The 13,775-nt window shown below is 43.1% G+C and carries 13 protein-coding genes, 1 other RNA gene and 1 pseudogene; 6 read left to right on the top strand and 9 right to left on the bottom strand.

What is annotated here, in order from left to right; all coding sequences use genetic code 11:
* Together F6K37_RS17640 and tnpA are read right to left on the bottom strand one after the other, a co-directional pair.
* A partial coding sequence (locus tag F6K37_RS17640) for a protein kinase domain-containing protein (RefSeq protein WP_287251400.1) occupies positions 1–1,752 on the bottom strand: 1,752 nt, incomplete at its 3' end.
* A 205-nt stretch (positions 1,753–1,957) separates the two neighbouring features.
* Positions 1,958–2,206, bottom strand: a pseudogene (gene tnpA, locus F6K37_RS17635) (IS200/IS605 family transposase); the annotation flags it as partial.
* A gap of 495 nt (positions 2,207–2,701) precedes the next feature.
* On the opposite strand from tnpA, the gene F6K37_RS17625 reads away from it, so the two are divergent.
* A complete protein-coding gene (locus tag F6K37_RS17625) occupies positions 2,702–3,541 on the top strand; it encodes an HAD family hydrolase (RefSeq protein ID WP_287251399.1) in 840 nt (279 codons plus the stop codon).
* A 169-nt stretch (positions 3,542–3,710) separates the two neighbouring features.
* Positions 3,711–3,860, top strand: a complete 150-nt coding sequence (locus tag F6K37_RS17620; RefSeq protein WP_287251397.1) for a hypothetical protein — start codon at positions 3,711–3,713, stop codon at positions 3,858–3,860.
* On the opposite strand, the gene mreD is transcribed toward F6K37_RS17620, so the two are convergent.
* The 3 genes from mreD to F6K37_RS17605 all read right to left on the bottom strand — a co-directional run bounded on the left by mreD (position 3,857) and on the right by F6K37_RS17605 (position 6,313).
* Complete coding sequence (gene mreD / locus F6K37_RS17615) at positions 3,857–4,402, bottom strand: rod shape-determining protein MreD (protein WP_008186442.1); 546 nt, start codon at positions 4,400–4,402, stop codon at positions 3,857–3,859. The genes F6K37_RS17620 and mreD overlap by 4 nt on opposite strands.
* A gap of 38 nt (positions 4,403–4,440) precedes the next feature.
* Positions 4,441–5,181, bottom strand: coding sequence for a rod shape-determining protein MreC (gene mreC, locus F6K37_RS17610; RefSeq protein ID WP_044493822.1), 741 nt, complete (start codon positions 5,179–5,181; stop codon positions 4,441–4,443).
* Positions 5,182–5,305: 124 nt separating this feature from the next.
* Positions 5,306–6,313, bottom strand: a complete 1,008-nt coding sequence (locus tag F6K37_RS17605) for a rod shape-determining protein (protein ID WP_008186438.1) — start codon at positions 6,311–6,313, stop codon at positions 5,306–5,308.
* Between the two features lie 378 nt (positions 6,314–6,691).
* Between F6K37_RS17605 and F6K37_RS17600 the strand changes: the two genes are divergently transcribed.
* Positions 6,692–7,057, top strand: coding sequence for a single-stranded DNA-binding protein (locus F6K37_RS17600; protein WP_075900051.1), 366 nt, complete (start codon positions 6,692–6,694; stop codon positions 7,055–7,057).
* Positions 7,058–7,356: 299 nt separating this feature from the next.
* Here F6K37_RS17600 and ssrS read toward each other — a convergent pair.
* Positions 7,357–7,539: non-coding RNA, 6S RNA (gene ssrS, locus F6K37_RS17595), on the bottom strand.
* Between the two features lie 127 nt (positions 7,540–7,666).
* On the opposite strand from ssrS, the gene F6K37_RS17590 reads away from it, so the two are divergent.
* Entirely contained in the window at positions 7,667–8,170 is a 504-nt protein-coding gene (locus F6K37_RS17590; RefSeq protein WP_008186432.1) for a CRR6 family NdhI maturation factor, read from the top strand.
* Positions 8,171–8,421: 251 nt separating this feature from the next.
* On the opposite strand, the gene F6K37_RS17585 is transcribed toward F6K37_RS17590, so the two are convergent.
* Positions 8,422–9,384: a glycosyltransferase family 9 protein gene (locus tag F6K37_RS17585; protein ID WP_287251393.1), complete on the bottom strand. Its 963-nt coding sequence runs from the start codon at positions 9,382–9,384 to the stop codon at positions 8,422–8,424.
* 127 nt (positions 9,385–9,511) lie between these two features.
* Between F6K37_RS17585 and ispD the strand changes: the two genes are divergently transcribed.
* Positions 9,512–10,216, top strand: a complete 705-nt coding sequence (gene ispD, locus F6K37_RS17580; protein WP_287251391.1) for a 2-C-methyl-D-erythritol 4-phosphate cytidylyltransferase — start codon at positions 9,512–9,514, stop codon at positions 10,214–10,216.
* A 77-nt stretch (positions 10,217–10,293) separates the two neighbouring features.
* The gene (nfi, locus tag F6K37_RS17575; RefSeq protein ID WP_287251390.1) at positions 10,294–10,953 is read left to right on the top strand and encodes a deoxyribonuclease V; all 660 of its coding nucleotides are present in this window, start codon (positions 10,294–10,296) and stop codon (positions 10,951–10,953) included.
* A gap of 480 nt (positions 10,954–11,433) precedes the next feature.
* Here the strand turns inward: nfi and F6K37_RS17570 are convergent, their stop codons facing one another.
* Both F6K37_RS17570 and F6K37_RS17565 read right to left on the bottom strand, forming a co-directional pair.
* Positions 11,434–11,781, bottom strand: coding sequence for a hypothetical protein (locus tag F6K37_RS17570; protein WP_287251389.1), 348 nt, complete (start codon positions 11,779–11,781; stop codon positions 11,434–11,436).
* A gap of 98 nt (positions 11,782–11,879) precedes the next feature.
* Positions 11,880–13,412: a zinc ribbon domain-containing protein gene (locus tag F6K37_RS17565; RefSeq protein ID WP_008186422.1), complete on the bottom strand. Its 1,533-nt coding sequence runs from the start codon at positions 13,410–13,412 to the stop codon at positions 11,880–11,882.
* Positions 13,413–13,775: the final 363 nt, after the last annotated feature.

Raw genomic sequence — 13,775 nt, 5'->3', positions numbered from 1 at the left:
TCTAGCACTAAACAATCGTTGTCCATCCGGACTTATGGCTAGAGAATTCACAAAGCTCTCATGACCTTTGAGAGTGTCGAGCTCTTCCCCAGTGTTGATATCCCAAATTTTAATCGTTTTATCGGCACTAGCACTAAATAGTTGTTGCTCATTCTGACTAATTAATAAAAAGTTAATTGAACTTTTATGACCTTGGATAGTGCGGATTTCTTGTCCCGTGTTGATATCCCAAATCTTAATTGTCTTGTCGGCACTAGCACTAAATAATTGTTGTCCATCCGGACTAAACGCTAGATGATTAATATAACTTTTATGACCTTGGATAGTGCGGATTTCTTGTCCCGTGTTGAGATCCCAAATCTTAATCGTCTTATCGGCACTAGCACTAAATAATTGTTGTCCATCCGGACTAATAGCTAGATAATTAACATAGCTATTATGACCTTCGAGAGTGTGGATTGCTTCTCCCGTGTTAAGATCCCAAATCTTAATATTTTTATCGGCACTAGCACTAACTAATTGTTGTCCATCCGGACTAATTACTAGATAATTAACCCAACTTGAATGACCAGTGAAAGTTTTAGTGTCAACTACAGATAATTCTTGAGCATATATTTCTTGATATTTTCTCAGGGAAGCATTATAGGATTTATACAATAGCCAACCACCAGCACCAAATAATCCAACCACCAGAGCCAATATCCCTCCTAACCACCATCTTCTTCTTGGGGGTTTTACAAATTCCGTTTCTATAGAAATATTGGGTTGAGATTTAGTTTTAAAGCTTTGGTTGGTTGTACTCCCTTCTATATTATTATTAGCCTTTGAAATACTAATCAAAGAGTAAATATTAGCTAGATCATTTAAAATTTGCTGAGTCTTCTGAGGTCGAGCTGCTGCGGTTGGTGCCATCAAACTATCAATAAAGTCTGCTAGCTGCTCAGATATTTGAGGAGCATGATCACGCCAATGAAATTGATCATTTAACGGATCATAAACACTCTGATCTGTGACTGATTTGCCAGTCAGTAAATAAACAAAGGTTCGCCCCAGAGCATAAAAATCGGACTGTGGGACTGCATAGCCTTTTTCTTGCTCTGGGGGAGTATAGCCATGGGAACTAATCTTGGTAACACTGCCTCCACCACCGATTTCCGCTAGGTAGGTATAGGTCAACTCTCTAGCGGTGCCAAAGTCAATCAATACCAGTTGCCCATTGGCACGGAGCATGATGTTTTCTGGCTTGATATCGCGATGGAAATAGTTTTCTTGGTGAACAAGATGCAAAATCTCTACTATCTGCTTTAACCATTTAAGGGCTTGCGGTTCTAAAATCGGGTGATTGCCCTGTTGCCTCATCCACTGCTTCAAGTTAAGTCCATCAATTTTCTCCATGATGATGCAATGCAGGGGCTCCTTACTATGTCTAGGAAAAAACTGAAAGTAGCCCTCTGGATCGATTTGAGGGATACCGGGATGAGTCAGCTGGCTCAATACAGCTGCCTCTTGGCGAAATAGTTCAATAATTTTGGATTTCGAGTTGTGCTCCGGCTTAAGGACTTTTAGAATTTTTGGTACTGCCCCGTTGTAAGCTTCGTAAACCTTACCAAAGCCACTTTGGTCACTCAACAGGCGCATCACCCGATAGCGACCTTGTAATAACAAATCTGAGCCACAATGGCGACAAACCAGATTCGTCATGTTCCCTGGGTCATCTGGCTGAAGACACAGGGGATTGATACAGTAGCTCATGCCTAGCTACAAAAAGATAGTGGTCTTATCCCAATATTAGGATGGGGGTCTTGAATTAATCTACTCAAAGCAATATTTTCGCTCATTACGCCCCTAGTAGCTCAACAGCAGGAGTGAACAGATCAATATATAGGTTTTTATAGAGTCAGCTAGCAAGCAAAACTACCCACATTCATGGGGGAGATGTAGCCAGCGGTAGGAGCTTTTAAGCTCCGTGATGCTCTCTGTGATTCTCAATATAACGCCTAACTGTTTCAGAGCTGACGTTACCGGCAGTACTGACAAAATAACTTCGAGTCCAAAGGGAAGGGAGTCTAAGCAGGATTGGAAACTCTTGTCTGAGATATCTTGATGACCTTCCCTTAACTCGATTTACTACGTCTTTGGCAGATAGGCAAGGGTAGGCATTAACAAACAGATGAACGTGGTCAGGCTGGATTTCAAGGCTGATTAACTTGCAGTCGAGGTCTGTACAAGACATCTCAGGGCTGGCTAGTTAACAGTGACGCTAACGGAGCCGCAAACATAATCACAAAGGTAGCCACAAGGTTAGGCATCGACCTAACTAGAGTGGGTAGGGCTGTTTTGACTCAGCCGAGACGAATACAACTGTATGCTTCCACAACCTCAGTATAAAGGTCTGAAGAATCCCCCATCTTTCAAGTGGGGGAGAAGTCAAATGCTAGTACAAAGTGGCGGTCATGGAATGCAATTGTTGCCTAATTTTGCCTAAGTGCTGCTCCAGTTCCTTAGGAAAAAAGTTACCTTTATTTATTTAACTATTTATAGTGGCAATTAAACTATCAACCGTCAACCGTCAACATCCTTTCCCGACAGACTACAATATCGTATCAATTCAATGTCCCCTCAAGCAGGTGGCAATCTACACTAAAACTGGTACATTGTAAAGAAGTATGTCAAAAAGCCCAGCCCAGCCAAGAACTAATCTATGAACTGTGTTGCTGCCCCAGACAGGCAATTATCCCGATTTTCCCTGCCTCAAAATACAGTCCCCTACTTGCAACAACTGACCATATTCTGTGATTTTGACGGTCCCATTGTTGATGTTTCCAATCGCTACTACAGCACGTACCAGCTAGCACTAACCGATACTCAAGGGTTCTACCAAGCTCAAGGTATAACCTTACCAATCCAGACCATGAGTAAACAGCAGTTCTGGCACATGAAGCAAGAACGCATCCCTGACGAGGAAATTGCCATGCGCTCAGGGTTACGAGGAGAGCAAATCGATTTCTTCTTGGGGCGTGTGATCAAGATTGTGAATGAATCTGCCTTATTGAACAAAGATCAGCTGCAACCAAACCTAAACTGGGCCTTAGCTTTGCTGCATTCTTATGGCATCCGACTCGTTCTGGTGACATTGCGTTCCACATCTCAGGTCAAACAGATATTGAGCAATTACGGTTTAACTCGTCTTTTTAGCAGCATTTATGGCACAACAGAAAACCACCATGCTTATCAAAACTATGCTCAGGTTAAACAGGAACTTCTCCAACAAGCCCTCTGTGACCATAGTGCTTCATCCTACACGGAACAATCTCTGTTAGCTGAACCATCGGTATCTGCTTGGATGATTGGTGATACAGAAGCCGATATTCTCGCAGGACAAGCCCTCTCAATTCCGACTATAGCTCTAACCTGTGGCATTCGTTCTGAATCATATCTCAAGCGGTTTGAACCTACTCATATCTGTAGCGACATACTTTGTGCCACCTCTTATCTATTAGAACTCTCTAGAGCTGTTGGCTCTACCGAACTTGCTATGTAAAAGCGATGCAGTGGCTCTACGGGCGTTTCCCGCACTCGCGCTTTGCATCAAGACACTGTTAGGAAATAATTAGTATAATCCTGATTGAGCGGGAGTTTTAGTTTTTGATAGAATAATTTTTTATAAATCAACCGCTCAATGATAATTAGTGAGCAATAAGCGCGGTTTTATGCATAATAGGTTCGGTAGAGCCATAACCTTCAACCTTCAACCTTCAACCTTCAACCTTCAACCTTCAACCTTCAACCTTCAACCTTCAACCTTCAACCTTCAACCTTCAACCTTCAACCTTCAACCTTCAACCTTCATAAAGCATTAGGATTGCTCCATTGAATTGCACCACTGCCACCACCGATTGAGTGGATAGTAGACGACTGGTGCCCAAAGACTACTGAGAATTGCAGAACAGATGGCAATACGCTGATGGTCTGTCCAGATTTGTGCTAATTGGCGAGAGCCTTGAAAACTATGCTGAATAGCGGTCACTGTTTCCCCAACAATCGCCATGCCAAACACAATTAAAGCTACTGAAATAAAATCTTCCTGAATATACCGCTGCTTTTGAATTAGAGCAGTCAAGATCCCAACGATGGCAAGGCTATAGACATGGGTAGGCTCAGGGAATGTCATACCATCTTGTACTAATCCCAATACCAACCCTGCGAATGCTCCTTGAAACGCTGTGCGTTTAATGCTCCAGGCAACAACCCAAATCAACAGCCAGTTGGGAGCGATTCCCAGTAATTCCATTCCCGGTAAACGTGTCAGTAATAAGATTGAGCAGAGGATAACTGAACTAACTGTCACTGCCCAATTGATTGTTCGACGAACCCAAATAGAAAACTCAGACGTGTTGGTCATTGGTGATTAGTCATTGTTGATTAGTCATGGGTCATGGGTCATGGGTCATTTGGATCAATAATCACCCACTCCAGATAACTCATCGGGGCTGTCAACTCAATAATCGCCTCTGGGGCTGGACTTTTGTCAAGAATAACAGACTCTACACGTCCTAGGGGTAAACCAGCTGGGAAAAGCTGGCTGACAGTGGAGGTAGCCACAGCATCACCAGGACGGACGTTTGGCACTTTATCAAAAAACTGCATTATTGCCCGATTAGTTCCTTGTCCACGCAAAAAACCCATGCTACGGCTACGGCTGATCACGGCACCTACCTTACTAGTGGGGTCACTGATCAGCAAGGCACGACTGGTGTGGGGTGTCACGGTAACGACTCTACCCACTACACCGCCAGGTGCCATAACAACGAAGCCCTTTTTGATCCCAGCTTCACTCCCTCTTCCCAGAATGATTTCTTGCCACCAGCTGTCAGCGCTACGTCCCACAACAGGCGCAACAATTCTTAGTTTCTTCGGGGTTTTTTTATAACCTAACAGCTCTTTTAGCTTCTGGTTTTGGGTTTTGAGTTCCTCTACCTGCTGTTGTAGTTCCAGTGTCCGCGCATTAGAGAGGCTTTCTTCTTTAGCAGGTAGCGATTGAAAAGGGCGGGTTATCAATTGATAGATTTCAAAAATTGTTGCACCCTGAGTTCTTCTAAGTAACCAAGCAGCAATTAGGGTAAGACTCCCCAGCATAATTGCTACTCCATGTCTCCCCCACCAGCGACGCAGCATGTACATAGCCTATCCATAAAATAGTCAGATTTTGGCTAATCAGTGAGTTTTTACACTAGCCACACTCAATCTACACTCTTAAGATATTGAATAAAAATACTCTTTAAGGTTGATGTTTAATAGCTGACAATTACATATTACGGGAACGTCCACTAAACACCCGCTCTAACTGTTTGTAGTTCTCTAAGACTCGACCAGTTCCCAAAACAACACAGCTGAGGGGATCAGCGGCCACATGGGTTACAATGCCGCTTTCATGACTAATCAGTGTATCTAATCCTTTCAATAAAGCACCACCACCCGCCAGCATAATACCTCTATCAATAATATCAGCTGCCAGCTCGGGGGGAGTCCGTTCTAGAGTGCGCTTAACAGCATCAACAATAACAGAAAGGGGTTCTGCCATACTTTCACGAATCTCTGGTCGTTTGATCGTAACAGTTCGTGGCAAGCCAGACAGCAAGTGTAATCCTCGCACTTCCATGGCAGCTTCATTATCGTCAGGTGTTGGATAGGCTGAGCCAATGCGGATTTTGATGTCTTCTGCTGTCCGTTCCCCAATTACTAGGTTATGGACTTTTTTCATATACTGAGTAATTGCTTCACTCAGTTCATCTCCCGCAACACGCACTGATTCGCTTAGAACTGTTCCCTGCAAACTTAGAACTGCTACCTCAGTGGTGCCTCCACCGATATCAATAATCATGTTACCTGTTGGTTCTGCTACAGGTAATCCAGCACCAATGGCTGCTGCTACTGGTTCATCAATTAACCTAACTTCTCTAGCACCAGCCTGTAATGCGGCTTCCATGACGGCTCGTCGTTCCACACCTGTGACACCGCTAGGGATACCAATCACAATCCGAGGTGAAACTAGGGCTTTGCCTTCGTTTACCCGCTGGATGAAGTGCTTCAGCATCAGTTCAGCGGTATCGAAATCAGCAATCACACCATCCCGTAAAGGACGTACGGCAACTACATTACCTGGGGTTCTGCCCAACATCTTTTTTGCCTCTTCGCCTACGGCTAGGGGAACCTTTTCGTCTTGATCAATGGCAACCACAGAAGGCTCTTGAAGAACAATGCCTTTACCAGATACATAGACTAAGGTGTTAGCTGTACCCAGGTCTATACCCATGTCCCGTGACAGGGAAAAGTGATTCAAAATACTCACTAGTTTCTACGCCTCACAAAATGCTGTGTACAACCGAAATTGCACCGGAACTGTAACTGAGGTGGATTCTATTATGTTTTTTCCAGTTAGTCTAGTACGCTAGTACACTAGGTCATTATGATTCTCCGGATACTATTTGGAAGAAATTTCTGCGAATACACCCAGCTGCAAATACATAACGGTTTCATCGGCTCAAGTTAAGCTCCAGTTAACTAGAATATTGTTGATGACTGACTTGCTTCGGTGACTTAAAATAAGTCTTAAAATAAGTTAGTAATTGTTATACACCAGCTGAATCTGTTATTGTAGAGCCATAATCAGTACAAAAGTACCAATATAACTATGAGTCTCAATGTTGTCCATTTAGTCGGTCGTGCAGGTACAGACCCAGATGTTAAGTATTTTGAGTCTGGGGGTGTATTGTGTAAACTGGCCTTGGCAGTGAGACGACGGACACGCAATAGTGATCAGCCTGACTGGTTCAACTTAGAGATTTGGGGGAAGACGGCGGAAGTAGCTGCTAATTATGTGCGTAAAGGTAGCTTAATTGGTGTAAAAGGGTCTTTGAAAATTGACACTTGGAGCGATCGCACCACCGGAGCTGATCGCTCACAACCTGTGATCCGAGTAGAGCGCCTTGATTTACTTGGCTCTAAGCGTGATACTGATCCGAGCGCTGTAAGTAGCTATGATAACACCGAATTTTGAATAGTTTTGATTTATACTCAAACCTCATAACTAGTCTAGCTATTAGCTTTCGAGGAAACTAATAGCTAGACTAGTATAGGTCTGGATTTATACCCTAAGTTCCCTGAGTAAAAACTAAAATACTTAGGGCTAAGAAACTTAGCTCTAAAACATTTAGGTCTACTGCTTACCTAATGCTATGAACTAGATCTATTGCTTTTCAGCCAATTCCTGTGTTTAGGTGATTACTTACCAGTTGCCGAGCACTAGTTGCCGAACACTAGTCAAACATGCTTCAGACGATGATTGTCTGATCCTACAGGTTCACCAAGAAGCCGTCTTACCTCAGTTTATGACCTGGCTAACCAGGTGGGCACTGTCGAATATCGCTTGAAGTTTCTGGGTATTTTCCCAGTCTACTGCCGCAAATCCGATTAGTTCCCTTATATATATGAGCATAGATCAAAAAACACTATTGGCAGTCACCAACTTCCCAGTAAAACCTGCTGACTCTATTGTAGTAGCTGCTCAAAATATCTGCAACATCTAGGTGTTTGACCACATAAATGCCTAGCAGGAGAAAATAGTGTAATAAGACTTTACTGATTTTGTTGACATTGGAACTATTGCGTGACTACAATCATTTCCTTAAATACTAACCATTTCCAAACCTTAGACTTGTCTCCAGCTCAGACAGTGGTTGAAGGGTGGCTGCAAGACGGTGCGATCGCAAACTATGAGCAGCAGCTAGGCTTTAAGATTGATTTTGATTGCGATCCTGAGGATCCACGAGAATTCTCAGAGATCCCAGAGGTGCGGTTATGGTTTGTGCGCTTGGATGCTACCTATCCCTGGTTACCTTTTCTACTAGATTGGAAATCTGGGGAATTCGTCCGCTATACTGCTATGCTAGTGCCCCACCAATTTAATCGTACAGAAGGCATCCAGTACAACTCTGAAGCCTTAGAAATTTTCGTGATGCAGAAGATCTTTGTACTTAGTCAATGGTTAAAGCAGTGGGGTATACAAAGCCAATCCCGCCTCAAGTCGATGGCTCAGTTACTTGGCTATGAACTAGATGATACTTTGTTTGATCTGATCGAAATCTCAGGGGGTGATATCAAGTCCGGTTGAATACCCATCATAAAGAAGATTGATGGGGAGATGGGGAGATGGAGCCGGGGCTGATAAGTACAAGAAACGCTATAGTTGGAGAAGAGATACGATGAATGGGCAGTTTATGCCTGTGCAAAGTATAAGTCCACATCGGGTTGATTATCATCTCAATCAACCCCTATAGCTTCAGCTTTCCATCCTCCCTCAACAGAGTTTGGGGATAACAGAAAAGCGCCTTTATTACTTTCTCAACAAATACTGGGAGCCTATTAGCTACCCCAAATTTGCTCTAATACAGTTTCCGGTTTGATATCGGCAATCCGACCGGTAGGTGATTGAATACCGTATACCCCCTCCTTGGCAGGTAGTAGTTTTTTGGCCTGTGTCGGACCAAACAAGGCAATGGTAGGAGTACCAACAGCTACAGCTAGATGCATCGGTGCACTATCGGTACACAGCATCAAATTAGCACCAGCAATCATGGCTGCCAATTTTCCAATATCTTCTGGAGCAGTAACAATGATGTCACGATGGTACTCGATCATAGCCTGGCACCATTCTGCATCCTCTGGCCCTTTTAGCAAGACAATGGGCAGATCTGGTTGTTTTTGGCGAATGTCCTCAACAATCTTCTGCCATTGCTCAACTGGGTAGATTTTATCAATTCCTTGGGACAGAGCGAGTTGACTAGAACCGCCATGAATAAGAATGTAGCCAATTTCTGGAATCTCTAGCTGTTGCTGTTGAGCTTCTGCCCACTCAATATCTGATTTGGGAACTCTAACCGCGAGTTCTTGACAAGGAACGTTAATACCGAAACCTAGTAGTAAGTCGTGGTACATATGGGCAGCATACTGCTCAGTTTTTAGGGGCACAGGGTTGGTAAAAAACAAATCCCTTGAACCAGCTTGGTAACCAATTCGACGCACAATACCAGTCATCCAGAGCAACAGCCCAACTGACCACCGACGTCCCAGGGTCATCGCAGCATCGTACTCGCGATCGCGGATCACTCCCAACAAGTTACCAAAATCTGCGAGACCATTGCGGTCTTTAAAATCAAAGGTTAGAACTTCATCGACTGACTGACAAACCCGATAAGCCCCCTTGGCTCGCGGTTCCACAATAACGTCAATCTCAGCTTTGGGATAATACTGTTTTAGTTGTGAGAGGGTGGGAAAGAACAGGATTTGGTCGCCAATTCCACCAGGAACAAGGGCTAGTATTCTCATCTCAAATTACTTGAGCTTACGGATCAGTTTAATTTTAACTTGACGCTTGAACGACTAATTCTGAATTATATCCAGGGCATATTATCCTAAGCTCAGCCATGAAGCAGCAGCTAAGAGGTAGAATATCGTGCATTTATTAATTCCAGCAGCCGGAATGGGACGACGGATGGGGAGCGATCGCAATAAGCTTCTTTTAACACTTCTAGGTAAACCAATACTGGCTTGGACACTGCTAGCAGCAGAGAAAGCCAGTAGTATTAGCTGGATTGGGATCATGGGACAACCCTATGACTGGCCAGAGTTTAAAGCAATTCTAGCTGAACTTGCCCTATCTAAACCTGTGGAGTTGATTGAGGGGGGTGAAACGCGGCAAGAATCTGTCTATAATGGCTTGCAGGCTTTACCAGCAGAAGCCAAAAGGGTGTTGATTCACGATGGTGCTAGATGCTTAGCTAGCCCTGAGTTACTGGCACGGTGTGCCCAAGTCTTAATGGGTTGTCCCGGTCTAATTGCCGCTGTGCCAGTCAAGGATACGATTAAAGTGGTGGATGAAGCCAATCTTGTTCAAGATACACCGGATCGGAAGGGATTGTGGGCAGCACAGACACCCCAGGGATTTGAGGTGAAGTTGTTGAAACAGTGCCATGACCAAGGACGTGAGGCTGGCTGGGAAGTTACGGATGATGCCGCTTTGTTTGAACGGTGCAGCTTGCCAGTAAAGATTGTGGAAGGGGAGGAGACGAATTTGAAGGTAACTACCCCAGTTGATTTAGCGATCGCAGAATTTATCTTGCGCCAACGTTTTGAACTCAGTGGAACCGAATCTAGTTAATTAATTAACCATGATTAATCATAGTTTATGTTGCCCAAGGGAATGGAAAATTTCCACATACCAATAATGAAATTACTATGGAGATCCAACAACGCCACCCTTGGCCAGTCAATAGTGAAGAAGCCAAAGCAATTCAACAACAACTACAACCTGAGGTAATTTGTGAAGATCAGTTGGGGGAAGTCCAGTATGTTGCGGGTGTGGATGTAGGTTTTGAGGAAGATGGTGCTATATCACGGTCAGCAGTAGCAGTTTTAAGCTTTCCTGACTTGCAGCTGAGGGAAAATGCGATCGCACGCAGACCCACTACCTTTCCCTATGTACCAGGCTTCCTATCATTTCGAGAAGTCCCTGTAGTACTGGATGCTTTGGAAAAAATTAGCATTATCCCTGACTTAATTTTGTGTGATGGTCAGGGCATTGCCCATCCTCGTCGCTTTGGTCTTGCCTGCCATCTGGGGGTACTGACAGATATTCCTACCATTGGTGTGGCTAAGTCGCGATTCATTGGTGATCATGAACAGTTGCCCGAAAACAAAGGTAATTGGCAACCGCTGAGGGATGATGGAGAAATCATTGGAGCCGTTGTGCGTACTCGGACTGGAGTTAAGCCAGTCTATGTTTCCATTGGTCATCGCATCAGCTTACCCACAGCAATTGATTATGTGTTGCGCTGCACATCTAGGTATCGATTACCAGAAACAACTCGCTGGGCTGATCAACTAGCATCAAAGTGAAGTTAGAATTTAGAATTTAGAATTTAGAATTTAGAATTTTACATTCTTCATTCTACATTCTACATTCTTCATTCTTCATTCTTCATTCTGCCTTCTTCATTCTACATTCTTCATTCTACATTCTTCATTCTACATTCTACATTCTTCATTCTTCATTCTTCATTCTTCATTCTTCATTCTACATTCTGCCTTCTTCATTCTTCATTCTTCATTCTTCATTCTTCATTCTTCATTCTTCATTCTTCATTCTTCATTCTTCATTCTTCATTCTTCATTCTTCATTCTTCATTCTACATTCTACATTCTACATTCTACATTCTACATTCTTCATTCTTCATTCTTCATTCTTCATTCTTCATTCTTCATTCTTCATTCTTCATTCTTCATTCTTCATTCTTCATTCTTCATTCTTCATTCTGCCTTCTACATTCTACATTCTTCATTCTTCATTCTTCATTCTTCATTCTTCATTCTTCATTCTTATGGTAATACCTCTTCTTCTAATCGATTAACCCGTTCCTTGAGTTCTATTACTAAGGTAGCGAGACGCTTAAACATGGGGTGATCAGCGTCTACCCTGCTATAGCTATCAGTTGGTGATGGTACCTGGTGTTGACTGGGTCGATTACTATCAGGAACTGACTGGCTGACCTGACGTAACTTAGTGTCTAACTGATTGAGTTTAAATCTCAAGTTAATTATCTCAGATTCAAGAGAAGAAATCCGCGATTCTACAACAGTCATAGAAGCTGTGGCTGGTGGAATAAACTGTGAGATAAAAATTCCTAAGATTAAGCCAAAAGCGAGTATTACGATTGTTCGTTTCAAAGTAGTACAACCCCATTAGTTATCTTACTACCCATTATGAGATACTCTTAAACCGTCATTAATCGGGATCATCCAGTATGAAACGGTCAAGGTGCAATTTATTGTTGTCCGAGTGAGGAGTGGTCATGCAGTAATTGGAGTTGAACTTTCCACCCATCTGTCTGGACGTTCCTGGCATCTCGACCAGGAGTTGCTTGAAAGCCTGAGCAAAGCTCATGTTTACAATCAATCCAACCAAGCTCAACTGCATCAAGCAGACTCAGTCCCATCCCTTTCAAGAAACGCGCGGTACGACGCAACAATACTGCCATTACCTCGGTCTTATTCATGTACCGAGTTAGTTCCTTGTCCGTACCCCGAGCAAGGATGTTTTTGGCAGCATTGTGGTCAGCCTGTAACACGACCCCATTAAATCTGGTAAAGTTGTCCCCGCTCCTTTTCCCCAACAGGGTTCCAGTCACGGAGTCAACTTGCGACGTGTAACTAGGCTGGACTTCTGTCACAATCGACCCAGTCCAATCAGCCCATTTTTGTAATGAGTCCCGCATTTGACCCTTCATCCAGCTATTAAGCTTGCGAGACATGGCTTTGGACTGACGTTTTCCTTTAATCGGTTGTGTTAAATCTTCTGCAAAAATTTTAAGTGACTTCCCATTAAAAAGAGACTTAGATGCGGCTCCTATGATAGCCGTTAATTCTGACTGATTTTGTCTGTAACGCTTGTTCTCTGTTTTTCTGCTTAAGTTATTTTTAAGAATACGATCCGACTTAGCTGGGTCTATTTTTTCTAGTTTTCTATGAAGTGCCCAAAGCTTTCCTCTTTTGCGGTTTTTGGCACATATACGAACGGACTTTTTGGTGGTAACTTTGCCTAACCCTTTCCCATGCGCTTGACCCTCTGAATCATAGAAAGCCTCCGTGTATCCCTTGTCTACTCCTACAGGGCGACGTTCACCGGGAATTTCTACATTTCCATGGTCTACAAGAAAATGAATCTCAAACCTTTGCAGAACTTGGTTATGTATCAACCGAATTTGTCCTTTTATTTTTCGGTTAGATCTGACGATTATCCTGTTTCTCTTTCCTCTCCTTAATCCAGCTAATTCTAGTTGGTATGTATTGCGAGAGAGTCGTTTGCATTTATAACCCACTTGTTGATAAACTATCTGGTTCTTAACCCAGGAATGTCCCCGCTGGAATTCTTTCCTAACTAGTCTATGCAGCAGTGGGTTTTCCAAAAAAGCTAAGGTTTTAAGCTGTTTGCAAAGTTTTTTCCTGGTCTTTTGGTTTTCTTTCCCCGGAAACCTTCTATAAATTTTCTTTATTACCGCATCGATACAGGCTGCCTGCTGGGCTGTAATGGCTTTTGCTACATCATTGATAGTCCAGTCCATTATTTTGGCAGGCAACCCCAGAGTATCTGGAGTCCTGAAGCTTTTTACTTCCGGGATAGCCTTTTTCCAGTCCAGTCCCCAATGCTTGATGCTCCCCAGCTTGTTGTAAGACTCAGCTCTAACGATGCCTAGTTTTTTCATTGTAGACAGCAACTCAGTCTCAATCGACTCAGTCATCCCCACTACGGGGACAATTTGAGTCGATAGCTTTTTGGTTACGCCTACTTTTTTTGACATCGTCAACTGGTGTGTCTTCTTTCTTGATTTAGATAGATTTCTAGCGCTAGCAAAACGTCAATGTCGGTTTGGTACGGTTAAAAACCGTTTTATACCTATTTATTGGGGTTTAGTTGCGTGACTCGTTCCTTTGGACTTTCATTGTAACCATTCAACTATCAGCAGTAAGCTGAAGGGCTACAGGCATAGTATGAATGGCTGATAGCTGATAGCGCTAGACTGAATAGTTACATTGATAAGCTGTTCGGCATTTAAATTGGTATAATAAAAATTAATAAATAACCCAATAATAGGAAATATGCCAGCAAAAAATTATCTGACACAAGAGCAAAAAACAATACTTCAAAAAGCCTTAAAAATAGA

The organism is Moorena sp. SIO4E2 (genome assembly GCF_010671945.1).
Taxonomy (GTDB): Bacteria; Cyanobacteriota; Cyanobacteriia; order Cyanobacteriales; family Coleofasciculaceae; genus Moorena; species Moorena producens.
Note: the sequence above shows the minus strand (reverse complement) of the source record. Positions and strands in the feature narration are given on the sequence as shown.